Here is a 24,441-nt window from a genome sequence, read left to right as displayed (position 1 = left end):
ATCCCGATTCGAATCGGCGACGGCGTGCCGCCGTCCGATCGATCGAAGCGCACGAAAAAGGGCCGGAGGCCTCAGCCGTCCGCCTGCCGGCGCGCCGCCAACAGCGCGGCGGCGAGCAACGCCACGAGGGCGAGACCGGCACCGAAGCCGGGCTGCCCCTCGGGTTCGGGCGTCTCGGTCGCCTCGGGTTCGGGCGTCTCGGTCGCATCGTCGTCGGTCGCGGGCGTGCCGTCGCCGGGGACAGGCGTCCCGTCGTCGTCGGGGGCGGGCGTCTCGGTGCCAGCGTCGGCGTCCGCGGTCTGATCGTCGGTGACGACGAACGTCGAGAAGCCGGGCGTCTCGACGGTAATCGTCACCGTGTCGCCGTCGACCTCGATGTCGGGGTCGAGCTGCTCGTACTCCTCGTCGAGCGCCCGAAGCACCGTCGCCTCGGCGGGGTCGAGCCCCGCGCTGTCGAAGGCGTCGGCGTCCAACTCGAACTCGAGCGTGGCCGACTGTTCGGCCTGCTCGTCGGGCACGTCGATCTCGAAGGCCGCCGCGACCGGCCGACTCGGGCTGAACGGCGGCGCGCCGCCGGGCACGCCGTCGAGTTGGTCGACGCCGACCGTGCCCTCGGCGTTCTCGGCTTCGAACGTGATGGCGGTCAGCGCGGTCTGTTCGAAGGCGACCGTCGTGCCGGGATCGGCGGGCCGGACGTCGGAGATCGTCTTCGCCTGGCCGGCGGTGCTCGTGACGCCGCCGCCACCGACGCCCGTGACGCCGCCACCGCCACCGCCGCCGGACGGTTCGGGGGCCGTCGTGCCGCCGAGGACGAACGTCGAGAAGCCGGGCGTCTCGGCCTCGACGGTGATCGTCTCGTCGGTCTCCTCGATTACGGTCACGTTCTCGTCGCTCAGCGCGACGGGATCCTCGCCGTCCGGAACGCGGACGACGATCGGGTTATCGGGATCGACGACCTCCTCGATCGGGGAGGTCAGCGTGATCGTCGCAGTGTTGTCCGTCGCCTCGTCGGGGACGGTGACGTCGACCGACGTGGCGGGCTCGAAGTCGGCCGCCGTGGGATCGGGATCGACGATCTCTTGTTCGATTTCCTGCTCGACATCCTCTCCGGGTCGGTCGGATTCCTCGACGCTGACGGATTCTCCTTCGAGATCTTCGCCCTCGTCGGGTACGAAGGAGATCCCTTCGATGCGGTCTGCATCGTCGAACTCGGCATCGTCGTTGGCGTCGATGTCGCCCGAGACGACCCGCGAGACCGTCACGTCGTCGGTGGCGGTCTCGCCCTGCAGTTCCGCCTGGATCGTCGCCGTGCCGGTGGCGTCCTCGGTCGGGGTGATCGTCAGGTCGTCGTTCACGTCGACGAGTTCCGCGTCGCTGCTGGTGAACGGCGTCACGGTGAGATCGGTGTCGTTCGTGACGTCGGTCGTGGATCCGTCCGCGAGCGTGGCGGTGACGCTATCGACGGACGTCGTCTCGGTCGGGTTGACCCCGCTGCCGAACCGGACGCGATCGTCCGCGAGTTCGACGTCGAGGGCCGTTATCAGGCCGACGTTGATCACGGCCGAGCCCGTGACGGTTCCGTCGCCGTTCTCCTCGGGGAGCGTCGCGGTGATCTCGGCGGTGCCGGCCTCGCCGGCGGTGATCGCGCCGCCGTCGGTCACCTCGGCGACGTCGGTGTCGTTGCTCTCGAAGGTCGCCTGGTCGGTCCGATCCTGCGTCGGGCCGTCCTGGAAGACCGCCGTGGCGGTGGCCTGCGTCTCGCCGTCGTCCTCGGCGATGACGTTGTTGTCGAAGGTCACGTCGACCTCGTCGATGTCCCCGGCGTCGAGTTCGACGTCGGCGGTGATTTCGCTGATCTCGACGCTGCCCTCGGAGGTGCCGTCGAGTTCGACGCCGACGAGGACCGACTCGCCGGATTCGAGTTCGACCCGCGAGTCATCGATGTCAGCGTTCGACTGCACGCCCGCCGCGTTGGAGGCGTCCGTGACGACGAAATCGACGTTGTCGTTCGACTCGCCCTCCTCGATCAGCACGTTCGCGGTCGGACTGGTCGGTGAGTCGAAGGAGACCTCGAACACGTCGTCGACGTCCGTCTGGGCGTTCCGCGGGAGGCCATCGATCGTGACGGACAGCTCGCCGGCATCATTCGTCGATGCGTACGCGGTGCCCTCGGGCGTGTCTGCGGGACTGAGCGTAACGCTCTCCTCGACCCCGTCTTGGTCGCCGAAGATGTCGCCCGCGCCGGTACCGACGACGGCGCTGCCGACCAGGGCGACAACAAAGAACCCGGCGAGCAGCGTACGTGTGTTCATACTTCCTCCACCGGCTGATCGGCTTTGATCGTGATATCGGCCTCAACTGTTTCCGCACCTGCCGAATTGATGAGGATGCCCCCGAGGACCTGGTCGCCGACTGAGACACTTCTGACTGTGGCAGACCCGCTGGATTTTTCTCCTTTAGCTGTCGCTGTAGCTACAGTAACGCCCCCGCCCGCGACGTTCCCCTTGTCATCTGTCGGTGCAATAGCGACATTGAGCGTCGCGTCGTCGGCGTCACTGGTAATCTCGACGTTCACGGTGACGGAAACCGATTCGCCGGTGTCGTTCTCGTTGGTGATCGCGAAAACCTCCTCGTTCAGGGAGCTCGCATCGCTGAGATCACTGAACCGGCCGAAGGTAGTCACCGCCTGTGGCGGAAGCCCACTGGCGTCGATCACCAGCACGCCGGACCCGTTTTGGTATACGGCATCCGAGTTGACGCCCTGTGGTTCGATCGGGAGCTGTGCGCTGTCGCTGCCGTCGTTCGCCACCGAAATCGAGAAATCTCGGGTGGCCGTGGTCTGTGTGAACGCCCCGGAGCCGAAGGACAGCCCCAAGACGCCCGCGCTCGCAGCCACAGCGCGCAGTAACGTTCGTCGTGTATTCATGAGTTATCTAGTCGCTGTCGGAGTCGTTCCACACTCGATTCGTCTCGTTGCCGGGGTACATCCACCACGCCCGCTGTCGGCCACGATGACCGCCGCCCGCGCCGTATCCTGTCGGGTCGTCCGCGTCGACACCGCCCGTCCATCCACACCCTGTCGCGCCCGCCTCGTCTGTACCTGGGGCTGCGGCCGTGCGGCGTCCCGCGAGCGCCCCCGAGTGTGACCTCGCGGGGTGCTGCGTTGTGCGGGTACGTCCGGGCGGCTGCCGCCCGACGCCGAAGACGCATCGCTCGTGGATGCGGCGTGTGAGTCGGACGCTGGCGATGTGAATTCATCGTGGGGTATCACTCCACGGTGTCGCTGAAAGGTATTTCCACCGCTGGCTCGACCACGACTCGCCATGTGTGGTGTGTACCCTCGCGGGCACGCGAGACGGCCTGCTGTCGGCCGGGGTTGAGTGGCGTTGGTGAGTCGTGGTGGGTGTGCATCGTGTGTTATTATGTACTTGTGATATTGCTCGCTTTCGCAGCTCTGATGGTTACATCGAAACCGCTTGCTGAACTTGGGCTTGAGGTTTCCTCAACTGTCAGTCGAAGCGCCCCTTCCGCGGCAGTTATGCCATCATCGTCGGGACTGTTCAGTAGGAATTTTGCATCTTGATCGCTACTGCCAATAATAGAATTATTGTCTAATCTAGCAGTTGTATTGACCGAACCGAAACTGGAGTCAAGTTCATTAACATCGCCTCCATCAGTCGTTTCGTCGAGCGTGCCGTCCGATCCAGAGAACTCGATCTCTAGCGATGCATTGGGAGTACCGCCGGTGTTTGTTATCTCAACTGATACCGCGAGCGCTTCAGCCAGACTGCCAGCACTATTATCATTTGTAGTGAAAGTAGTACCGTCACCAATGGAGAACGCAGGGTCTGAATCGGGGTTATCCGGGTCACCCAACTGGAGCGTAGATCCAGCATTAATCGCTTCATTATTCAGATTGAATTGTAGAACGCCGTTAGAAGTAGTAGCCTGTGCCAGATCATCAGCTCCCCCGACATCAGTTCCGCTGGATCCTGAAGCACCGAGAGTAAGTTCAACTACAGAACCACTATCTTCTGCAACAGAGACTGCGACATCTCTGGTAGCACTCACCTGCGTGAACGCTCCCGAGCCGAACACCGCGCCGCTACCTGCCGCTGCTGTACCAAGGCCGAGCAGTACGTTGCGTCGATTCATGTTCATTGTTTCAGCCACACCCCGTTTGGGGTTATCTCGTCTATAACCCCATACCCACTTATTCATGTGCTAGCCAACAGGTCCAGATGGTGTGCGTGAGTCCCATCACGGCATACATGTACTGAGTTATGGGATCCATGAACTCAACCGATATCTCTCTTATACCGGCTTCAGACCTCCTAGGACTCCAAATTTGGTTTTAAACGGGTTACAGACCGTCCATGCCTCCACGATCGGTCACCCACAAGCATATCTACAATACGATTATATGTGTTGTAACACCTTGTGCGGCTTCTGGTTCTCCCACTATATCTCTAAATTAGGATCAATCTAACTACACACGTCCGTGCACAATATAAATGCGTTCCAGAATACCACTAGAGGATATGATATATTCCAGTATACTGTCCCGCGACTTGTCTGAGTAAAATAATAATGTTAAGCTTTAGTGTATGTTGAGCTGAATTCAACGGAATTTCGCGTAATTGACAGCTCTACTGAGCTTCCTTCATTTATTTTAGTTGTTATATCTACAGTAGCATCTGACTCACTCGTATCCCCGACAGACGCATCAAATGTTAGGATTGCTGTACTTGAGGTTCCAACTCCACTAGCAGTGAACGTATCGCTACCTGTGCTAGAGATCGTAGATGTTGTGTCAAAGCTCACATTGCCGCCTCCATCACTAACTTTTATATCTCCATCTGTATTGGAACTCGGATTAGAAACAGTCACTTTGATTTCAATTGTAGTGTCTGAGTTGTTCGTGAACCGAACATCCGTTGGGTCAGAAAAAGGATACTCAGTGGTATCTCCAAGGGTGGCGTCATATCCAGATGACTGCTCATTAACTTCGATAGCAACTGAAGCAGTATCATCGGATGCAAGAGAGAGACCTACTCCACGCCCAGCTGCTAAATCCGTATACCCAACCGTCTCTAATCCAACCCCGACGGCTCCGACACCCATCAGTCCCAGTGCGCCACGTCTCGTGTACCGCTTTCGTGTATTCTTGTCCATCAGAAATCACCCACCAGTTCCGAGAAGTCGAACGCCCGCTTCTGTCGTTTGTAGACGTGGACCGCCGCCGACAGCGCGAAGGCCGCCACGATCAGGGCCGTCCAGGCCACCATCGGCACGCTGCCGGGGTAGACGCCGGCCCACACCGCCGCGGTGACGGCGGCGGCGACCCCCGACAGCCCCAGATAGTACTGCGCCCACGGGATCTCGTCGCCCCCGACGACCTCGAGGTGCATCTCCAGTTCCTGAATCCGATCGGTCGGCTGGATCGCGTCGCGCTCGCGCTCGATGATCCCCGCCTCCTCGAGGTGATCGAGGTGGCGTTGCTGGAGGGCGCTGTAGACCCGGCGGCGCTCCTCGCTCGTCAGCTCCGCGACCGTCTTGTCGTTCTCGCGGGCGGCGATCCACTCGGCCAGATCGCCGACGTCGACCGGCGCGTCGAGTTCCTGAAACGCCCGGACGACCCCGCGCCGGCGCTCGTTGCTCAACAGCGTGAAGACGTCCTGCTCGACGCGGGCGTGCGACACGGTCAGTTCACCCCCCTCTCACGTATCCGCTCTCTGTTGTTTTCTCGCTCTCTCGTGTGTCTTCGCTCTCGCGTATTCCCCCTCTCGGTTCGACCCGAGGGTTCCGGATCGTCGGGTCGCACCCGCCGTAGCGGGGCGTTTGCCCGACGCCGCCGGTTGTTGAGCGAACTGAACACGTCCGCGCTCGTGGATGCGTGTGTCGTATGCAATATAGTCCCACCCGATTGCTACATTGAGTAGTGATATAGGGAGAGATTATAAATATATGGGTCCGCGTGAGCGCCGCTGTGACGGCGCGGGACCGTCCGGCTTCGGCCCCGCTGTGTGTGGTTCTGTTCGAGAGAGCCGTCCCGTGGCGTCCGACGCCCGTCCGTCCGGCGTCCGCCGGAATCGGGGCGGGTAAGCGGCGATTACCACCGGCTCAAGCCCGTCGAGTGTATACGTATGGGCTCCCGGACGGACGCCCCCCGGCGCATGCCCCCGGAAGGGAAAAAGCCTTCAACGTGCCGTCCGGCCCAGAGGGTATGGGGGGCCGACGTGAACGCGGATCCACAGGTCGTATCGTTCGCTCCGAGGCGTCGCCGCGGCGGCCGTCGACGGGGGCGAGACCGAAATGAGCGACTCCGAGGCCGATTCGGGGGGAAACCAGACCGATGGGGGCGGGATCGGCGGGCGACTCCGCCGCTGGATCCCGCCGTCGACGCGCTCGCTCGCCGGCCGGTACGCCGTCGTCGTCGTCCTCGTCTTCGTGCTCGTCGCCGCCGGCGGTGGCTATCTCACGTACGACGTCCGGACGGCCCCGGAAACGGAACTCCAGACCCAGACTGTCGGGACGTGGCAAGCGAACACGACGTTTACCCACGGTGCCGTCGTCACGAACGAGAGTATCGTCTTCGAGCGCGGCGAGCGCCTCGAGGACCGCCCGTTGTATTTCACCCGACTCTCGCCGGTCATGGACGGCGAGTACGCCGTGACCCACGATGGCGACACCGACGCCGCCGTCGGGACGGTCGACCTCCGACTCGTGTTGCGGGCCACCGAGGAGGTCGAGACCGACGACGGCGAAACGCGGACGGTCACCCACTGGCGACAGACCGACCCGATCGCCACCGAGGGGATCGACGGCCTCGCGCCCGGGGAGACCCACACCGTCGATTTCGAGGCCAACGCGACGGAACTCGGGAACCGTCTCGACAGGATCGAGGAGAACCTCAGCGCCTCGCCCGGCACGCGTGAAGTCGTCGTCGTCGCCGACACGACCCTCGAAACCGAGGTCGAGGGCGAGCGCTTCCTCGAGGAGCGCACCGACCGACTCAGGGTCGAGCCCGGCGGCGGCACCTACAGCGTCGACAGCGAGATCGATTCAAGCGACCCCTACGAGGCGACCGCCACCGTCGAGGTTCCCATCGAGCACTCGGCGGCGGAGCGCTACGGCGGCCCCGCGCTGATCGCCATCGGGCTGCTCGGCGCGTTCGCGGTCGGGATGCTCACCTACGGCGGCGTCTTTGCGGTCTCGCCGGCCGAGCGCCGCCGGCTCACCTTCCAGCGCGCCCGCGAGGACTACGACGAGTGGATCTCTCGGGGCACGCTGCCCGACGAGAGCGCCGACCGCGTGATCGAGTTGGACGGCCTCGAGGACGTCGTCGACACCGCGATCGACAGCGACCGCCGGGTCGTCGAACGCGTCGAGCCGACGCCGCGCTACGCCACCATCGTCGACGACGTCGAGTACCGGTTCGATCCCCCCGAGGTCGTCGCCGAGGCAGTCTCACCCGCCGCCGAGGGCGCGATCGACGTGGCGGTCGCCGACGCACCCGGTACCGAATCGGGGACGCGGTCCGATCCTGCCCCCGCCCCCGACTCTGAACTCGCTCCCGACGCCGGAAGCGACGGCGACGGCGGGAACGAGACCGACGAAAACGCGAACGGAGGCCACTCCGGGGCCGATTCCGGGGCCGATTCCGGGGCCGATTCCGTCGCCGACGCGTTCGATCCGGCCGGCGATGGCCCGTCGGTCCACGACGGTGACGGCGAGCCTCGGGACCGATAGATCGCTGGCGCCGACGCGCCGTCCCCCGTCCGACCCCTCCCCGGTTCCGTCTCCCGGCCACGCTGGGGCGATACCGGACCGCGAGGCCGACGACACCGGCCGTGCTGGCCGCGCCGGCCGGCCGACTCGACTGTGTGCTCCGATACGACCGACGGGTCGACTCGACTGTGTGCTCCGATACGACCGACGGTGCCGGCCGTGCCGACTGTGCCGGGAGCGTTCACTGCACCCACACTCGGCGAACGGACGGACCTCGCCGGGTCGCTTCGCTCGACCCGAGACACCTCCGGGCGTCCGTTCGCGCCGGCGGGCTCACCGCCGGAGGTGTCGTTTCATCTGCACCGCCAACGGGACGTCGCGGTCGGTCTCCCGAAAGTGCGAGGACCCGAAGCCGAACAGCCCGCCGACGAACCCGACGACGCTCGCGCCGATAAAGAGGTTCAACGCGCCGACGGCGGCCAGCGGCCGTACGTCGTGAAGCCAGGTGATCGCCGACTCGGGACCCAAGAGGAAGTAGCGTCGCTCCGTGATGGTGATCGTCCGCTCGGTCCCCGGCTCCGGAGCCGGCACCGACGCGGTCACGGTCGTCTCCCCGCCGGGCGGTACCGACAGCGCCTCGCGGTCGATCGCCACGTCCTCGTTCGTCGACTCGAAGGTGAACACCATCGTCAAGAACGCGTCGTTTCGGATCGTGAGCTCGGCGTCGACGGCGTCACCGGCACTGACGCCCTCGGCCTCGGCCACGTCGTCGCCATCGACGGTGATCGCCGTCGGCCCGGCGGGAAGGATCATCGCGGCGTTGGCCGGCGCGAGCACGACGAACAGCATCACGAGCGCGACCACCCGGGTGTCGAGTTGCCCGGTGCGCCGCCGCGAGCGCCGCCGGTCGCGCTCCGGGGATCCGCGACGCTCGCCGACGAGGGAGGCGACGAACAACACGAGACCGAGCCCGAACAGCCCGAACCCGACCGTCTCGGCGGTGAGGCTGGCACCGAGGCCGAACGCCCCGGCGATGGCGGTCACCGCCGCCAACAATAGGCCCTGCACCGCCTCGATCCCGGTGCCGAGGGCGGGGATCGTCACGGTGTAGCCGCCGACCTGCAGGGCCTTCGCGACGATCTCCTCCTCCGTGACCGGGGGCTCGCCGCCGTCCTGGTCGGTGAAGGGGTTGGCGTCCCCCCGGGTGATGTATCCCTCCGGCGTCTCGTCGACGATCCGGTGGGTCGTAAGCCCGCCCCCCTCGATCTCCTTGGCCCGGAAGGTGACGACGTCGCCCTCCCGTGGCGTCGTGGCGACGGCCGAGGGGATCGCGACGAACCCGTCGCCCTCGTCGATCGTCGGCTCCATACTCCCCGATTCGACGTAGGCGAGTAACACCGGCTGGCCGAGCGCCTGCCCGATCACGAGCGAGACGAGCACGGCGACGAGCACGACGGTCCCCACCTGTCCGGCGATCTCTCGCAGCATTAGCTCGTACGTCTGTCTGGATCAGGGACCGACGTTAATCTTTCCCGTCAGATGATCGACTGGGAGACGTCCTGGCCGCTCCTGATCTCGGGGATGATCACGTCGTCGGCACCGGCCCTGCGGGCGAGTTTCGAGTACCGCTGGTTGCCGACGCGGACGATCACCCGCACGTCCGGCGAGAGCTGGCTCGCGAGGATGGCGATCTCGATGTTCGCGTTCGAGTCGTCGATAGCGCCGACGAGCGTATCGGCCCGCTCGACGCCGGCTTCCGCTAGGGCCCCTTCCATTCGGCCGTCGCCTCGGACCCCGAGGATGTCGTCGCTCTCGAGGGCCTCGAACCGGTGTTGGTCCCGTTCGATGACGACGACGTCCCGGCCGGCGTTCGAGAGGGTGTTGGCTATCGTCCGGCCGAAACTCCCGTAGCCACAGATGATCACGTGGTCCGATACCTCGTCGATGTGTCGTTTGGTTTGCATTCGTTTGAGTTCCTCTTGGACTTGCCCGCCAAAGACCGCCCCGAGCACGCTTTCCCCGATCCAGAGCGTCGAGAGAATCAGGCTGACGATCACGAGCAACGAGAACGCCCGGGCGTCGTCGCCGACGCCGTGTAACTCCATGCTCGTCGGGTCGAGGAGCCAAAACGTCGCCTCGATGACGGAGACGCCTTCGAGATACACGAACCCCGCGATGCCGACGACACAGACCGTCAAAAACGCCGTGATCGGCAGGACGGCTCGTTTCAACAGCGGCCGATCGAAAACGGAGACGGACACACCAATACGAGTCGGTACGCCGCGTATAATCCTTCGTTTGGAGCAATACTTCCCCTCCGGAAGACGGGCGAATCCGGTCGCGCTCTCCCGGCGAGTGCGGTCCCGTCGGGACCGTCGTCGCGCCCGGACGAGCACCGGGTCGGACGCTCGCCGGGGCGGTGAGTGACCGACCCGTGTCAAAACAGCGCCGCCACGCCGACCGGGAGGGCCATCCCGGCGAAGGCGATGCCCGTGTACGCCAACAGGATGACGAGCAACGCCCCCGGAATCCCGCCGACGGCACAGACGAGGACCGTGACGGGGGTGATCTCGACGCCCACCCCGAGACCGCTCGCGACCGCCAGCACGATCACCCCCACGACCGCGTTCACGATGAACGGCTTGACCGTCTTTATCACCGTGTACGCGCCGAAGAGCAACGCCAACACCGCGACGAGCAGACCGATCTCGATCGTCGTGACCATACAGCGATGTTCGCGAAGGGGGACCAAATCCCTTGGGGCCGAGAACGAAACGTTTTCACGGTGGCGAACGCTACGGTAGCATGCGGGACCGTGGGGTAGCTTGGTATCCTTCAGCGTTTGGGACGCTGTAACCCCGATTCAAATTCGGGCGGTCCCATCTCTTCGGTCCTCGACCGTCTGGACGGAACGGCTCATTCCACGCCGTCAGTGCTCGCGGTGAGATTCCCCGTCGAGCGTCTCGGCGAACCACTCGGCCGCCACGTCAGCGACCTCTTCGAGTTCGCCTTCGCCTTCGAAGAGGTGCCCGGCCCCTTCGACGAGGTGGAGGTCCTTCTTGCAGTCGAGCGCCTCGTAGGCGTCGCGGTTGAGTTCGAGCACGTCGGCGTCTGCTCCCCCGACGACGAACAGGGTCGGCGCTCCGATCTCGTCGAGGACCTCGGCGGCCATGTCGACACGGCCGCCGCGCGAGACGACCGCGTCGACCGCCCCCTCCATGTGGGCCGCCGCCCGCAGCGCCGAAGCCGCGCCCGTACTCGACCCGAAATAGCCGATATTGCGGTCCCGGGTGTCCTCGCGGCCCCGCAGCCACTCCGTGACGGCGACCAACCGATCCGTCAACAGCGGGATATCGAAACGGTTCTCGCGGTGTCGGTCTTCGGCCTCGGTGAGAAGATCGAAGAGCAGCGTTCCCAGTCCGCGGTCACGGAGCACCTCCGCGACGAAGTTGTTTCGAGGGCTCTTGCGACTGGAGCCGCTCCCGTGTGCGAAGACGACCAGCCCGGACGCGCCGTCCGGAATCGCCAGCGTCCCCTCGAGCTCGACGCCGTCGGCCGGGATGGATACGAGCGTCTCGGCGTTCGATGCCATACCCGTACGCAGACTACGGTTTGACTGTATCGTTCTGATTGTTCCCGTCCGCTGATAACGTCCGGGCGCTACATACGGCCGGCCGACGCATAGCTCCGGACATGGCGAACCCTGCCCGATTCAGCGACCGGACGGACGCGGGAGAGCAACTCGCAGACGCGCTCCGCGAGCGAGAGGTCGACGCGGACATCGTGCTCGCCATCCCACGGGGCGGCTTGCCCCTCGGCCGGGCCGTCGCCGACGCGCTCGATGCGCCGCTCGATATCGTCGTCGCACAGAAGATCGGCGCGCCGAGCAACCCGGAGTACGCTGTCGGGGCCGTCGCCAGCGACGGCAGCGTCTGGCGAAACGAGGAGGCGCTCCGACGCCGGGGCAGCGGCGACGAGTACTTCGAGCGCAAGCGTGAGGAGAAAGCCGAGGCCGCACGGCAGAAAGCCGAGCGCTACCGCGGCGACCGACCCGCCCCCGACCTGACCGACGAGACCGTGGTCGTCGTCGACGACGGTGTCGCCACGGGATCGACCGCGAGGGCCTGTCTCGAACGGATCCACAACGCCGACGCCGGACGTATCGTGTTGGCGGTACCGGTCGGCCCGCCGGAGACCATCGACGAGTTGGGGGACAGAGCCGACGACGTCGTCTGTCTCGAGACGCCCGAGAGCTTCACCTCCGTCGGGCGATTTTATCAGCGCTTCGGGCAGGTGTCCGACGAGGAGGCGATGGAGTACCTCGGCCCGGATCACGACCGCGGGAGCGGCGACACGGGAAAATAAAAACGCGGGGGTCACCCGAAGCGGACATCACGAACAGCGGCGCGTCCGAGGCGATCCGAGAAGCGGTGACAAAGAGAAAGGGTTGCCCGCGAAGCGGCGACGGCAAAGAGAAAGGGTTGCCCGCGAAGCGGCGACGGCAAAGAGAAGCGAAACCCACTTCGACGCCCGAAGCCACCGCCCCGGTATGGAGCTTCCGTTCGAGACCGAACTCTCGATCCGATTCCGTGATCTCGATACCCTCGAACACGTCAACAACGCGGTCTATGCGACGTATCTCGAACAGGCCAGACTGCGGTATTTCGATCACGTCCTGGACGTCCCCTGGGAGGAGCGCGAAGTAGTGCTCGCGAACTACGGGATCGATTTCGCCCGGCCGCTGACGCTCGAGGACCGAACGGTCCGGATCGCCTGCGGCGTCACGGAGGTCGGCGGGTCGAGCTTTCGGATGCACTCGCGGGTGTTCCCGGGCGACGGGGACGACCCGGCCGCGACGTCCAACGCGACGCTCGTCGCGGTCGAGGACGGGAGCCCACGCGAGATCCCGACGTCGTGGCGCGAGCAGTTTGCGGCGTTCGAGCCGGAGCTCGAACGCGGGTCGAGGTGACGGTCGGTAGCCGATCGCGGGGGCGAGCCCTGGGAACGTCCCGGTGGGGGCATCGGCGGGGACGTACGGCCCCGGTTGACGGGGGAACCGATCCGTCGGCATGAATGTTATACGGTCCGGGAACGACGCTGCCGTATGGGGAACGATACGCCGAGACCGAGGGACGCCACAGGGGGTGAAAGCGATGGCGCTCCGGATCCGGAGACGGGGGGAGATCCAGATCCCGAGTCCCGATCCCGGTCCGATTCCGAGTCCCGATCCCGGTCCGATTCCGAGTCCCGATCCCGGTCCGATTCCGAGGCTCGATCCCGGTCCGATTCCGACCGAGAGGACCTCCTCGCGGAACTGTTCCGAAGCGGGGGCGTGAACGCGGTGGTCGCGTGGTCGCTCGTCGGCGCGCTCGGGGTGGTACTTGGCGGGAGCCTCCTCGAGTTCGACCGGCTGTGGATACTCTTCGTTGCCGCCATCGGGGTGATCGTGCTCCTCCCACCCGTCGCCTACCGGGACTGGCGGACAATGCTCCCGTGGGAGGTCCTCGTGTTTGCCCTCTCCCCGGTCCTGGTCCGGGGGCTCTTCGGCGGCGAGATCGGAACGTTCGCCTACTACCTTTCGGTCGCCGGGCTGGCGCTCGTCGTCACCGTCGAACTCCACATGTTCACCCGGATGCGGATGACCCACTGGTTCGCCGTCGTCTTCGTCGTCATGACCACGCTCGCGTCGGCCGCCGCGTGGGCGATCGTCCGCTGGAGCGCAGACCGACTGCTCGGGACGGAGTTCCTCTCGGCGCCGGGACCGACCGGTGGGGATGCCAACGCGGCGCTTATGACCGAGTTCGTCTGGGTGACGCTCGCCGGGATCGCCGCCGGCCTGCTCTTCGATACGTACTTCAAACGGCGCGGCCGTCGGCTCGGCCGCAGCATCCAGCGGGTGATCCAACGGTGATACGTCTGCCCCGTCCGTCGGTCCGGAACCAACGGCGGCTCACCCGCGGCATCCAGTTGGTGTTGGTCGGACTCCTCGGATACGGGGTCGTCGCCGGCGAGCCGAAGGCGATCACGAACGCGGCTATCTCGCTTCTCATCACCGCCACACCGGCGATTTTCGAGCGAAACTACCGCATCCCGATCGATCCCTGGCTGGGGCTTTGGATCACGCTCGCGGTGTTTTTACACACGATGGGGTCGGCCGGGCTCTACGCGGAGATCGGCTGGTGGGATCATCTGACACACGCGATGTCCGCCTCGCTCGTCGCGGGTGTCGGCTACACGTTCGCCCGCGCCGTCGACCTCCACAGCGACCGGATCTATCTGCCCCGGCAGTTCTTCTTCGTATACGTCCTCGTCGTCGTCCTCTCGTTCGCCGTGGTGTGGGAGCTATTCGAGTTCGGACTCGACGTCGCCGCCGACGCGACGGGAATCTCGATGCCGCTCGCCCAGCACGGACTCGACGATACGGTCCGTGATCTCGTGTTCAACGCCCTCGGCGCGCTCACCGTTGCGGTGTTCGGGCAGGCCCACCTGTCGGGGGCCACGGAGCGGGGGCTCAAAGCGCTCCGGGAGCGACGCGGGAGGGAACGTTGATATCTCCCGGCACCCATGCGTCAGTATGGCCCGAGGACGGATCGCCGCCTACCGCAGCCGCGTTCGGTCGGAACTCGTGGCGGCCTTCGAGGAGGACCACCCGCCCGAGGACGTCGCGGGAAGCTTCGCGCTCGGCGTATTTATCACGGCGCTCCCGACGCTCGGGACCGGACTGCTCGTCTTCGTCGCGCTCGTCGCGCTCGTCGACCGGATCAGCAAACTCGCGCTGTTCGCGTCCGTGGCCGTCCTCAACCCCGCGGTGAAGTGGGGGGTCTACGCGGCGAGCTTTTCGCTCGGGACCGGACTCCTCGGCCCGCCCCCCGGGGCGACACCGTCGACGCTCTCTCTGTCGGCGGGACCGGAAATCGTCGTTCGGTTGCTCGTGGGCAACCTCATCCTGGCGGCCGTGTTCACCGTCATCGGCTACGTCGTCGTCCTCAGACTCGTTACCACGTTCCGGGCGCGGGACATCGACGTCGGGGTACTCCCGGAACGCGACGGAAATTGACACGGCTCACGCTACGTCCACGTCGGCGTCCTCGACGACGCCCTCCATCATCGCGGCGACGTTGTCCTCCTCGGCGTCCTGGACCCGCTGTGGGTATACGCCGATCGTAACCAGATGGTCGCTCGCCGTCCGAACGCTTTCCGTGACGTGGACGTTCACGTCGACGGTCACCCCGTCCCCGAGTGCCGCGTCGGCTTCGAACATCGATTCTGCGGTCTCTTGCTCGAGGACGGTGGCTTCGCCGTCCTCGACGTGCTCTACGTTCTCGATCCCCTCGAAGTCGGCTTCGATCGATCCGACGAGTTCCTCGGTCGACATCCCCTCGATCGGGTTGAGTTCCCGACCGGCGATCGAGATCTGCGGGGAGGTGAGCACCGTGAACGCGGCCGCCCGAACGTTCCCCACGGGTCCGAGATCGACCCCCTTTTCGTACTCGGTGAGGTAGTTTCGGACCGTTATCTCCTCGGAGACGCCGACGTCGACCGTCCGTCTGATGACCTGCGCTTCGACGTTCGTCCGCTCGTAGCCCGTCTCCTCGCGGACGGCCGCCTCGACGCCGGCCGGGGTCGCCTCGTACTCGTCGAGTCCGACGGCCCCCAGACAGCCCGCGAACGCCGAAAGCGTGAGCCCGCCCGCACCGGCGATGAGTGCCCTTCGTCTCATTCGTGTTACCGTGGACTTCCGGGGGATATTTATCTGTTGGCCAATATTCGCCGTGGTTCTCGGCGGCGAGTCGGTGTATCGATCCGTCCCATACTGCCGGCTGTCCGTCACGACCGCCTGTCGCACCCCGGATCACTCGCACCGGGGACAGCAAGCGGTATCAGTCGTCGGAGGCGACGTGTCCGGGGCGCTCGCCGTCGGCTCCGGGGGCCACCGGCGTGGGGAGGTCCTTCCGGACGTCGGCCTCCTCGCGCTCTTCGATGATGTCGGCGTAGGCGTCGGGCATCACCTTGATGAACTTCCCGAGTTCGGCCTCCCAGTTCTCGAGGACGTACTCGCCGCGGTCCGAGTCGGTGTGGGCGACGTGGTTCTCGATCAGGCGCTTGAGCATCCGTCTGTCCGCGCGATCCAACTCGTCGGTCGTCGACACCATGCCGTAGTTGACCTTCTCCTCGAAGTCGCCGTCCCGGTCGAGGACGTAGGCGACGCCGCCGGACATCCCGGCCGCGAAGTTCTTGCCGGTCCGGCCGAGACAGGCAACGACGCCGCCAGTCATGTACTCACAGCCGTGGTCGCCGACGGACTCGACGACGGCTTTGACCCCGGAGTTGCGGACGCCGAACCGCTCGCCGGCCATTCCGTTGATGTAGGCTTCGCCCTGGGTCGCCCCGTAGAGGGAGACGTTACCGATGAGGATGTTCTTTTCGGGCTCGTAGGGCGCATCGTTCGGCGTGTTGATGACGAGTGTCCCGCCGGAAAGCCCCTTGCCCACGTAGTCATTTGCGGTGCCTGTGAGTTCCATCGTAACGCCGTTCTGGAGGAACGCACCGAAGCTCTGGCCGGCGGTACCGCCGAAGTCGATCCGGATCGTATCCTCGGCGAGGCCGTCGGTACCGTAGCGCTTCGATATCTCGTTCGAGAGCGTCGCGCCGACGGCGCGGTCGACAGTCGAGATGTCCCGATCGATGTAGACCGGGTCGCCGGTCTCGATCGCCGTTTCGGCCTCCTCTATGAGCGCCCAATCGAGCGCCCCGTCGATCTCGTGGGTCTGCGGTTCGGTCTTATACCGGTCGTCGCCGGGCGGCTCCGCGAGGACGGCGGAGAGATCGAGCTTGCTCGCTTTCGTCTGTTCGACGTCGTCGCGCTGCTTGAGCGCGTCGACCCGGCCGACCATCTCCTCGACGCGCTCGAAGCCGAGTTCGGCCATGATCTCCCGGAGTTCCTGTGCGATGAACGTCATGTAGTTGATGACGTGTTGGGGTTCGCCGGGGAACCGCTTTCGGAGGTCCTCACGCTGGGTGGCGACGCCGACCGGGCAGGTGTTCTCGTGACACTGTCGGGCCATCACACAGCCGGAGGTGACGAGCGAGGCCGTCCCGAAGACGTACTCCTCGGCACCCAAGAGCGCGCCGACCGCCACGTCGTAGCCCGTCTTCATCCCGCCGTCGACGGTGACGCGAATGCGCGAGCGCAGGTCCGTCGAGCGGAGCATCTGATTGGCCTCGGCGAGGCCGAGCTCCCACGGCAGGCCGGCGTTTTTGATCGAGGTCTTCGGCGATGCGCCCGTGCCGCCGGAGTGTCCGGAAACGTGGACGACGTCGGCGTTGGCTTTCGCGACGCCGGCGGCGATGGTACCGATACCCGCCTCCGAGACGAGTTTGACGTTGACGTCCGCCTCGGGGTTGGCCGCCTTCAGATCGTGGATGAGCTGTTTGAGGTCCTCGATGGAGTAAATATCGTGCAGCGGCGGCGGCGAGATGAGCCCGACGCCGGGGGTCGAATAGCGGACGTGCGCGATCATCTCGTTGACCTTCTTGCCGGGGAGGTGGCCGCCCTCGCCCGGCTTCGAGCCCTGTGCCATCTTGATCTGGATCTCGTCGGCGTTCGCCAGATACGTCGAGGTGACGCCGAAGCGGCCGGAGGCGACCTGTTTGACGCTACACTCCTTTTCCGTGCCGAACCGCTCGGGGGGTTCGCCCCCCTCGCCGGTGTTGGATTTGCCGCCCAGCCGGTTCATCGCGATACAGTTGTTTTCGTGGGCCTCCGGCGAGATGCTGCCGAGGCTCATCGCGGCCGTCGAGAACCGCTGGACGATCTCCTCGACGGGTTCGACGTCCTCGATATCGACGGGGTCACGATCCGAGTCGAACTCCAGGAGTCCCCGAAGCGACTGGAGGTTCTCCGTCTGATCGTTCATCTGCGCTGCGAACTCCAGGTACTCCCCGTAGTCGCCGCTTCGGACCGCCTTCTGGAGCGTCCCGACCGATTGGGGGTTCCACTCGTGGAACATCCCCGAGGAGCGGTGTTCGTACTCCCCCTGCAGTTCGAGTTCGGGGTCGTCGGCGAAGGCGAGTTCGTATCGCTTCCTGAGGTCGGCCTCGACGTCGTCGATGTCCGCACCCCCGGTCCGGGCGGTCGTCCCCTCGAAGTACTCGGCGACGAACTCGGAATCGAGGCCGACGGCTTCGAAGATCTGTGCGCCCTGGTAGGATTCGACCGTCGAGATCCCCATCTTCGCCATCGTCTTCAGGAGTCCGTCCTCGACCGCCTCGATGTAGGCTTCGATCGCCCTCCCCTCGTCTGCGCCGTCGGGGCCTGCAACGACGTCGGCGATCGACTGGTAGGCGAGATACGGGTTCACCGCGCCGGCCCCGTAGCCGATACACGTCGCGACGTGGTGGACCGCACGCGGGTCGCCCGATTCGAGGACGAGTCCCACGTGATTCCGGAGGCCGTTTCGGACGAGATGGTGGTGGACGCCGCCGGTCGCGAGCAACGCCGGGATCGGGATCGCGTTCGGGCCGGCGTTCCGGTCCGATAACACGATGACGTCGTGTTCCTGCGCCGCGATGGTCGCCTTCCGACGGACGTCCCTGACGGCGGTTTCGAGGTCGGTTCCGGGGTCGAAGGTGGTGTCGAGGACCGCCGTCGAGAGGTCGCCGTCGAGGGCTTTGATGGCCGCGGTCTGTGCGTCGGTGAGCACCGGGGAGTCGGCGACGAGCTGTGCTGCGTGTTCCGGCGTCTCGCCGAGCAGATTCCGCTGGTAGCCCAGTCGCGTCTCCATGGAGGTGACGAGCTCCTCGCGGATGTAATCCAGCGGTGGGTTCGTGACCTGCGCGAAGAGCTGTTTGAAATAGCTAAACAGCGGGCGGTTGAACTGCGAGAGAACGCTAAGCGACGTATCGTCGCCCATCGACCCGACGGGGTCTTTTCCCTCCGTCGCCATCGGCTCGATGAGGTGGCTCATCTCGTCTTCGGTGTAGCCGTACAGCGCCTGCTGGGAGCGGATCGAGTCGACGGAGCCCCGCGGTGTGGCCTCGTCGGCGTCGGCGACGTCGTCGAGGGTGAGTTGGCGTTCGTCGACCCACTCGCCGTACCGTTCGTCGACGAGGTCCTCGAAGATCTCCTCGTCGGGGACGATACGGCCCTCCTCGGGGTCGGCGACGAACAGCTGGCCGGGCTGGAGGCGGTCGCGGCGCTCGATCTCGCCGAAGTCGTACTCGAGAGCGCCGGCCTCGCTTGCCATGACGAGGGTGTTGTCGCTCGTCACGTCGTACCGACAGGGCCGGAGCCCGTTTCGGTCGAGGACCGCGCCGATTCGATCGCCGTCGGTCGCCGCGACGAGGGCGGGACCGTCCCACGGTTCGACGAGCGAGGCGTGGTAGTCGTACCACTCGCGGCGGTCCTCGGAGACGCGGTTGGCCTCGCCACGCCAGGCCTCGGGAATCAACATTCGGAGGGCGTGGGGCATCTCCCGGTCGCCCGCCATCAGGAGTTCGAGCGCGTTGTCGACGGAGGCGGTGTCGGACTGTTCGGGATCGTTGATGATCGGTCGGAGCGTCTCGATCTCGCCGCCGAAGTCCGGGTGTTCGAGGTCGTCCTCGCGGGCGCGCATCCAGTTGATGTTGCCCTGGATCGTGTTGAACTCCCCGTTGTGGACGATGTTTCGGTACGGATGCGAGAGGTGCCACGCGCCGAGGGTGTTCGTCGAGAACCGGGCGTGAACCATCGCGAAGGTCGACCGGACGCGGTCGTCGAGTAGGTCCGGGTAATACGCCGGCAGTTGCTCGGCCGTCAGGAGGCCTTTATACACGACCGTCTTGCGGTCGAGCGAGCAGACATAAAACCGGGCCGCGCCGTCGGGATCGCGCTCCTCGATCGTCGTCTCGAGGTCGCGCCGGCCGACATACAGCGCACGGTCGAAGGCGTCGTCGCCGAGATCCGATTCGACGAAACACTGGACGACGACCGGTTCCGATTCGACGGCCGTCTCGCCGAGCGACGCGTTGTCGGTCGGGACGTCCCGCCAGGCGAACACGTCGAGTCCGTGCTCGGCGAAAACGTGCTCCGTGAGGTCTTGCAGTCGGGCGATCGCTTCCTCGTCCCGCGGCATGAACACGGAGCCGACGGCGTACTCGCCCGCGTCCGGGAGGGCCTCGATCTCGTCGTCGAAGAACTCGTGTGGCGTCTGGAGGAGGATTCCGGCCCCGTCGCCGGTGTTCTCGTCGGCCCCCGTCGTACCGCGGTGTTCGAGGTTCTCGAGCAGTTCGATACCGTCCGCTACCGTGCCGTGGGATCGGTCGCCGTCGAGATCCATGACGACGCCGACCCCGCAGTTCGCGCGATAGTCGTTCGGATCCGCAAGCCCAGCCGTGCTCGCGGAGCGATCAGTTGGCTCAGACATACCTTCGGGTATAGCAGACCGGAACAAGAGGCTTCCCCTCAAAGTATAAGGGTGGGTTTATTTCATACAAGGACATATAATGTAATTGATCGTACCGTCCGTCGGACGCGGATCGGCGCGTTCGACGTCAGTCCGCGAACGGGACGGATGTGGAGGTCTAGGGCGGATGTGGAGGCCCAAGGCGGATGTGGAGGTCTAGGGCGGATGCGGAGGTCCGGGGTCGAGCGGCAGATTCAACTGACAGCCGACGGGAATGTCCGTATGTACTCCGTCGTCGGGTGTCGTGAGTGTCACGCCCTCTGGATCGTCGAGGGGCGGCCGGAAACGTCGCGGTGCCCGCGCTGTCGGCGCACACACCAGTTCTCGAAGCTCCGGGCGTTCGCCGAGACGGACAGCTCCGGGGCCGCCGCGCGCGTCCGGAGTTCGATGCTCGCCGAGCGGGCCGACGACGGCGAGTTCGTCGATCCCGAGTCGATCGACGTCGACGGGGTCGGGATCGACGACGTCGAGTACCTCTCGGCATCCGGGATCGATCCCGAGGCGGTGTCGGCCGCCGGGGATCGCTCCGGGGACGGGAACCGATCGACGCGGAGTCGAAAGCAGGTCGTCCTCGACGGCCTCGTGGAACTCGACGAACCGACCGAGGCCGACGTCGTCGGGTACGCGAGCGCCGCCGGCGTCCCCGAGTCGTACGTCGAACGGACGCTGGAAAAACTGCGCCGGGCGGGCGAGGTAACGCGGACCGACGGTGTATACAGGCGGCTATGACGGACCGACGGGGGATACGGACGGCTACGACGGACCGACGGGGGATACGGACGGCTACGACGGACCGACGGTGTATACAGGCGGCTACGACGGACCGACGGAGGGCGTGTCGCGGCGTGCGAAACTCCGTGGGCGTCGACCCCGGCCCCCGCTCCCGGGTGAGACGCCGTGAGTGAGGACGAGGAGTATCGGTTCTCTCCCGAGGACTTCGAGGACGGGGGCGACCCCGCGGACGGCGAAAGCGACCGCGCACCGCTCGTTATCGTGGGCTGTCTCGGCATCGGCGTCGGGCTGTTCCTCGCGAAGCCGTTCGTCGGCCCGATCGCCGTCTCGGGGGTCGAACTCGATCTCGCGGTACTCGCAGCGGTGGTCTTTTCGCTCGGGCTGTTCGCCGGCAGCATCGCCTACGTCGGGCAGGGACGGGTGCGTCTCGGCATCGTCCACGCCGTCGGCGCGCTCGGGTGGCTGTTGGTCGTCCTCGGGACCGCCTTTTCGAGTGCGGTCGCACTCGTCGCCGGCGGCGGCGCGTTGGTGCTCGGCGCGGCGACGCTGGCCGCGTTGATCTGGCACTCGGGGACGTAGAAAAAAGACGGACTCGACGCCGCTGTAATTGATACCGAACGGTGGCCGTCCGCCGTTACATGTAGCCGAGGTCGCGCAGCCGCTCCATCAGGTCCTCTTTGTCCTGAGCGCGGCCCGCGCGCTCGGTCGTGTTGTCGAGGTCCTGGAGCCAGGCGGGCTCCTCGTCGCTCTTTTCGGTCGAGATCTCGCTACCGAGTGAGCGAAAGCCGGCGAAATACTTCGGCGAGACGGGGACGTCCTCGTGCGAGAGGCCGTTGGGCAGGTCGTCGTAGTCCTGGGGGACGTAACCGTCGTCGGGGAACGCCGGCACCGTCTCGGGGACGACGTAATACCAGAAGGCGTCCCAGACGTCGGCCTCGTCGAACTGCAGGATGGGCTGGACGCGGTCGTGTGGGGGGTAGATATCGGGATCGTGTCGCGGGGAGAAGAACGTCTCCTCGGCGCGGGCGTCCTGTTCGTCCCAGCGAATGCCCGAGATGATGCCGTCGATGTCGTGTTCCTCGAGCGTGTTGTTCAGTGCGACGGTCTTCAGCAGATGGTTACCGACGTAGGTGTCGAGGAGGAACGGGAACGTCTCCTCGTCGTATTCGAGGATGTCGCGGACGTGGTGGCGGTTGTGCTCGGAGAGCGCCGCGATCTCGATGTCGTCGCCGGGGTCGACGCCGTGTTCGTCGACGTACTCGCCGACGTCGGTGTTTCGCGCGAAGACGACATCGAGGTCCCACTCCTCGGCCCACCGGTCGACGAACCCCAGCAGTTCCTCGAAGTGCTGGTAGTGGTCGATGAAGACCGCCGGGGGGAGGTCGTAGCCGTACTCCTCGGCGACCTCCTTGACGAAATACAGCGTCAGCGTCGAGTCCTTCCCGCCGGTCCACATGATCGCAGGGTTTTTGTACTCCTCGAGGCCAGCCACGACGACCTCGATCGCCTGTTCGATTTTGTCCTCCAACTCGGGGTAGTCCGCGGCGGATTCGCCCTCGCCGTCGGTGTACGATACGTCGACGTACTCCGGAAACTCGCACATGGCGTGTAATTAGATATAATTAGGAAGGTAAAGGGCGTTTCGGGTTCGGCGAAGTCGGCAGCGAGCGTCGAGGCGGCGTCGGCGGAACCGGCAGTAACGTCCGGGGCCGCGGCGACGTATCCGACGGACGCCCCCGACGACGCTCCCGCCGGACGGTTCGTCGTGTCTCGTCGATCCACGAGCGACCTCCCACCCCACGATCGGATCCCGACGATATATACATGCGCGAGGCGGAACGGACATCAACGCGGCCCCGTCAGCGGTCGCCGCCCCGGCGGCCGGACGCGAACGCCACACACACACATGAGCGAACAAGAACTCGGAATCACCGAACGCAAAGCGCACAGCCCCGGCGAGTGGTACGCCGAGGTCGTACAGAAGGCCGGACTCGCGGACTACGCCCCGATGGGTGGGTTCATCGTCACCCGCCCGCGCGGGTACGCCCTCTGGGAGCGACTCAAGAGCCACCTCGACGGCTGGTTCAAGGAGACCGGCGTAGAGAACACCTACTTCCCGATGTTCATCCCCGAATCGTATCTCGAACGCGAAAAGGACATCGTCGAGGGCTTCGACCCCGAAGTGGCGTGGGTGACCCATGGCGGCCACGACGAACTCGAGGAACGACTCGCCGTCCGGCCGACCTCGGAGTCGATCATCACGCCCTTTATGGCACAGTGGATCCGGAGCCACCGTGATCTCCCGATGCGGCTCAATCAGTGGTGTTCGGTCGTCCGCTGGGAGGCCACGGAGACGAAGCCGTTCTTCCGGACGAAGGAGTTCCTCTGGCAGGAGGGCCATACCGCCCACGAGACGGGCGAGGACGCCTGGACGGAGACGATGACGCGGTTAGAGCAGTACGAGCGCCTCTACGAGGAGGTGATGGCGATCCCCGGACTGTTGGGTCGAAAGCCCGACCACGACAAGTTCCCCGGCGCGGAGACGACGACGACCATCGAGGCGTTGATGCCCGACGGCAAGTCGGTCCAGGCGGGGACGAGCCACCACCTCGGGACCTCCTTTGCCGAGGCGTTCGACATCACCTACACCGACGAGGACGAGGACGAACGGACGGCCCACACGACGTCGTGGGGGCTCTCTTGGCGTGCGCTCGGCGCGTTGATCATGACCCACTCGGACGATCAGGGCCTCGTCGTTCCGCCCGAACTCGCGCCCACACAGGTCGTCGTCGTCCCGATCTGGCAGGCCGACACCGAGACCGAGGTCAAAGAGTACGCCGCCGACCTCGCGGCCGAACTCGACGGGGCGTTCCGCGTCGAGTTCGACGACCGGGACGGACGCAATCCCGGCTTCAAATTCAACGAACACGAACTCAACGGCGTTCCGCTGCGCATCGAGATCGGCCCCAACGAGGTCGAAGAGCGCACCGCGACACTCGTCCACCGACCCGACGGCGAAAGCGAACTCGCCGATCGTGACGGGATCGCTGACGCCGTCGGCGACGCGCTCGATACCGTCTACGCCAAACTCTACGCCGCCGCCGAAGAGAACCTGGCGGAGAACGTCCGCGAGGCCCACGGCCGCGGCGAGATCCTGGGGACGATCGGCCGCCACGGGGGCTACGTCAAAACGGGCTGGTGTGGCGACGAGGACTGCGAGGCCGTCATCAAAGACGAGATCGCCGCCGAGATCGTCATGCTCCCGCTGGACGCCGAGGAGGGACCGGTCTACGACACCTGTGGGATCTGCGACGAACCGGCCGAGGAGACCGCCTACTTCGCGAAGTCGTACTGACCGGGGGCGTTCGGGACGCCACCGACCCGTTTATTCGCGGGGCGGTCGACACGCACGTTCGACCGGCGGTTTGGACATGTACCGAGTCGGACGTACACGAACGTACGTCCGGCAGTATGAGTACGCCCGCGGTGTCCCGCCGAGCGCCACCCCCGTTGAGGGCGCGTGGCGCTCCGAGAC

Annotated in this window: 21 protein-coding genes and 1 tRNA gene; 10 read left to right on the top strand and 12 right to left on the bottom strand. The window is 65.6% G+C overall.

The window, feature by feature from the left end:
- Positions 1 to 71 precede the first annotated feature (71 nt).
- The 5 genes from HZR14_RS07450 to HZR14_RS07430 form a co-directional block, all read right to left on the bottom strand.
- Entirely contained in the window at positions 72 to 2,312 is a 2,241-nt protein-coding gene (locus HZR14_RS07450) for a PGF-CTERM sorting domain-containing protein (RefSeq protein ID WP_181692238.1), read from the bottom strand.
- Positions 2,309 to 2,896 carry a hypothetical protein gene (locus tag HZR14_RS07445; protein WP_181692237.1) on the bottom strand — a complete coding sequence of 196 codons (588 nt, stop codon included), beginning with the start codon at positions 2,894 to 2,896 and terminating at the stop codon, positions 2,309 to 2,311. The genes HZR14_RS07450 and HZR14_RS07445 overlap by 4 nt, the downstream gene beginning before the upstream one ends.
- Positions 2,897 to 3,420: 524 nt before the next feature.
- A complete protein-coding gene (locus HZR14_RS07440) occupies positions 3,421 to 4,173 on the bottom strand; it encodes a hypothetical protein (RefSeq protein ID WP_181692236.1) in 753 nt (250 codons plus the stop codon).
- Between the two features lie 420 nt (positions 4,174 to 4,593).
- A complete protein-coding gene (locus HZR14_RS07435; protein WP_220132485.1) occupies positions 4,594 to 5,124 on the bottom strand; it encodes a hypothetical protein in 531 nt (176 codons plus the stop codon).
- A gap of 50 nt (positions 5,125 to 5,174) precedes the next feature.
- Positions 5,175 to 5,702: a helix-turn-helix domain-containing protein gene (locus HZR14_RS07430; RefSeq protein WP_220132484.1), complete on the bottom strand. Its 528-nt coding sequence runs from the start codon at positions 5,700 to 5,702 to the stop codon at positions 5,175 to 5,177.
- A 613-nt stretch (positions 5,703 to 6,315) separates the two neighbouring features.
- Here HZR14_RS07430 and HZR14_RS07425 point away from each other — a divergent pair.
- The gene (locus tag HZR14_RS07425; RefSeq protein WP_181692234.1) at positions 6,316 to 7,752 is read left to right on the top strand and encodes a DUF5305 domain-containing protein; all 1,437 of its coding nucleotides are present in this window, start codon (positions 6,316 to 6,318) and stop codon (positions 7,750 to 7,752) included.
- A 312-nt stretch (positions 7,753 to 8,064) separates the two neighbouring features.
- Here the strand turns inward: HZR14_RS07425 and HZR14_RS07420 are convergent, their stop codons facing one another.
- From HZR14_RS07420 to HZR14_RS07410, 3 genes are all read right to left on the bottom strand, one after another.
- Entirely contained in the window at positions 8,065 to 9,219 is a 1,155-nt protein-coding gene (locus tag HZR14_RS07420) for a signal peptidase I (RefSeq protein ID WP_181692233.1), read from the bottom strand.
- 47 nt (positions 9,220 to 9,266) lie between these two features.
- The gene (locus tag HZR14_RS07415) at positions 9,267 to 9,992 is read right to left on the bottom strand and encodes a potassium channel family protein (RefSeq protein WP_181692232.1); all 726 of its coding nucleotides are present in this window, start codon (positions 9,990 to 9,992) and stop codon (positions 9,267 to 9,269) included.
- Positions 9,993 to 10,168: 176 nt separating this feature from the next.
- Positions 10,169 to 10,456: a pro-sigmaK processing inhibitor BofA family protein gene (locus HZR14_RS07410; protein WP_181692231.1), complete on the bottom strand. Its 288-nt coding sequence runs from the start codon at positions 10,454 to 10,456 to the stop codon at positions 10,169 to 10,171.
- A gap of 84 nt (positions 10,457 to 10,540) precedes the next feature.
- Between HZR14_RS07410 and HZR14_RS07405 the strand changes: the two genes are divergently transcribed.
- A tRNA-Pro gene (locus HZR14_RS07405) sits at positions 10,541 to 10,613 on the top strand.
- Between the two features lie 47 nt (positions 10,614 to 10,660).
- On the opposite strand, the gene HZR14_RS07400 is transcribed toward HZR14_RS07405, so the two are convergent.
- Positions 10,661 to 11,323, bottom strand: coding sequence for a dienelactone hydrolase family protein (locus HZR14_RS07400; RefSeq protein ID WP_181692230.1), 663 nt, complete (start codon positions 11,321 to 11,323; stop codon positions 10,661 to 10,663).
- A 101-nt stretch (positions 11,324 to 11,424) separates the two neighbouring features.
- On the opposite strand from HZR14_RS07400, the gene HZR14_RS07395 reads away from it, so the two are divergent.
- From HZR14_RS07395 to HZR14_RS07375, 5 genes are all read left to right on the top strand, one after another.
- Positions 11,425 to 12,096 (top strand): phosphoribosyltransferase, encoded by a 672-nt coding sequence (locus HZR14_RS07395; RefSeq protein WP_181692229.1) that lies wholly within the window; start codon positions 11,425 to 11,427, stop codon positions 12,094 to 12,096.
- Positions 12,097 to 12,280: 184 nt separating this feature from the next.
- Complete coding sequence (locus HZR14_RS07390) at positions 12,281 to 12,700, top strand: acyl-CoA thioesterase (RefSeq protein ID WP_181692228.1); 420 nt, start codon at positions 12,281 to 12,283, stop codon at positions 12,698 to 12,700.
- A gap of 135 nt (positions 12,701 to 12,835) precedes the next feature.
- The gene (locus HZR14_RS07385; RefSeq protein WP_370464965.1) at positions 12,836 to 13,642 is read left to right on the top strand and encodes a hypothetical protein; all 807 of its coding nucleotides are present in this window, start codon (positions 12,836 to 12,838) and stop codon (positions 13,640 to 13,642) included.
- Entirely contained in the window at positions 13,642 to 14,280 is a 639-nt protein-coding gene (locus tag HZR14_RS07380) for a DUF2238 domain-containing protein (RefSeq protein WP_181692331.1), read from the top strand. Before HZR14_RS07385 ends, HZR14_RS07380 begins: the two co-directional genes overlap by 1 nt.
- Before the next feature lie 25 nt (positions 14,281 to 14,305).
- Positions 14,306 to 14,788 (top strand): DUF2062 domain-containing protein, encoded by a 483-nt coding sequence (locus tag HZR14_RS07375; RefSeq protein WP_181692227.1) that lies wholly within the window; start codon positions 14,306 to 14,308, stop codon positions 14,786 to 14,788.
- A gap of 6 nt (positions 14,789 to 14,794) precedes the next feature.
- Here the strand turns inward: HZR14_RS07375 and HZR14_RS07370 are convergent, their stop codons facing one another.
- Both HZR14_RS07370 and gltB read right to left on the bottom strand, forming a co-directional pair.
- Positions 14,795 to 15,451, bottom strand: coding sequence for a DUF6517 family protein (locus HZR14_RS07370; RefSeq protein ID WP_181692226.1), 657 nt, complete (start codon positions 15,449 to 15,451; stop codon positions 14,795 to 14,797).
- Between the two features lie 160 nt (positions 15,452 to 15,611).
- Positions 15,612 to 20,135: a glutamate synthase large subunit gene (gene gltB / locus HZR14_RS07365; RefSeq protein WP_181692225.1), complete on the bottom strand. Its 4,524-nt coding sequence runs from the start codon at positions 20,133 to 20,135 to the stop codon at positions 15,612 to 15,614.
- 261 nt (positions 20,136 to 20,396) lie between these two features.
- Here gltB and HZR14_RS07360 point away from each other — a divergent pair, with 261 nt between their 5' ends.
- Both HZR14_RS07360 and HZR14_RS07355 read left to right on the top strand, forming a co-directional pair.
- The gene (locus HZR14_RS07360) at positions 20,397 to 20,903 is read left to right on the top strand and encodes a DUF5817 domain-containing protein (protein ID WP_181692224.1); all 507 of its coding nucleotides are present in this window, start codon (positions 20,397 to 20,399) and stop codon (positions 20,901 to 20,903) included.
- 168 nt (positions 20,904 to 21,071) lie between these two features.
- Positions 21,072 to 21,485 (top strand): hypothetical protein, encoded by a 414-nt coding sequence (locus HZR14_RS07355; protein ID WP_181692223.1) that lies wholly within the window; start codon positions 21,072 to 21,074, stop codon positions 21,483 to 21,485.
- A gap of 55 nt (positions 21,486 to 21,540) precedes the next feature.
- On the opposite strand, the gene HZR14_RS07350 is transcribed toward HZR14_RS07355, so the two are convergent.
- The gene (locus tag HZR14_RS07350) at positions 21,541 to 22,509 is read right to left on the bottom strand and encodes a phosphoadenosine phosphosulfate reductase family protein (protein WP_181692222.1); all 969 of its coding nucleotides are present in this window, start codon (positions 22,507 to 22,509) and stop codon (positions 21,541 to 21,543) included.
- Positions 22,510 to 22,812: 303 nt separating this feature from the next.
- On the opposite strand from HZR14_RS07350, the gene proS reads away from it, so the two are divergent.
- Positions 22,813 to 24,261 (top strand): proline--tRNA ligase, encoded by a 1,449-nt coding sequence (gene proS / locus HZR14_RS07345; protein ID WP_181692221.1) that lies wholly within the window; start codon positions 22,813 to 22,815, stop codon positions 24,259 to 24,261.
- Positions 24,262 to 24,441: the final 180 nt, after the last annotated feature.

The sequence above is a fragment of the Natronomonas salinimetallica genome, assembly GCF_013839515.1.
In the GTDB taxonomy this organism is placed as follows: Archaea; Halobacteriota; Halobacteria; order Halobacteriales; family Haloarculaceae; genus Natronomonas.
Note: the sequence above shows the minus strand (reverse complement) of the source record. Positions and strands in the feature narration are given on the sequence as shown.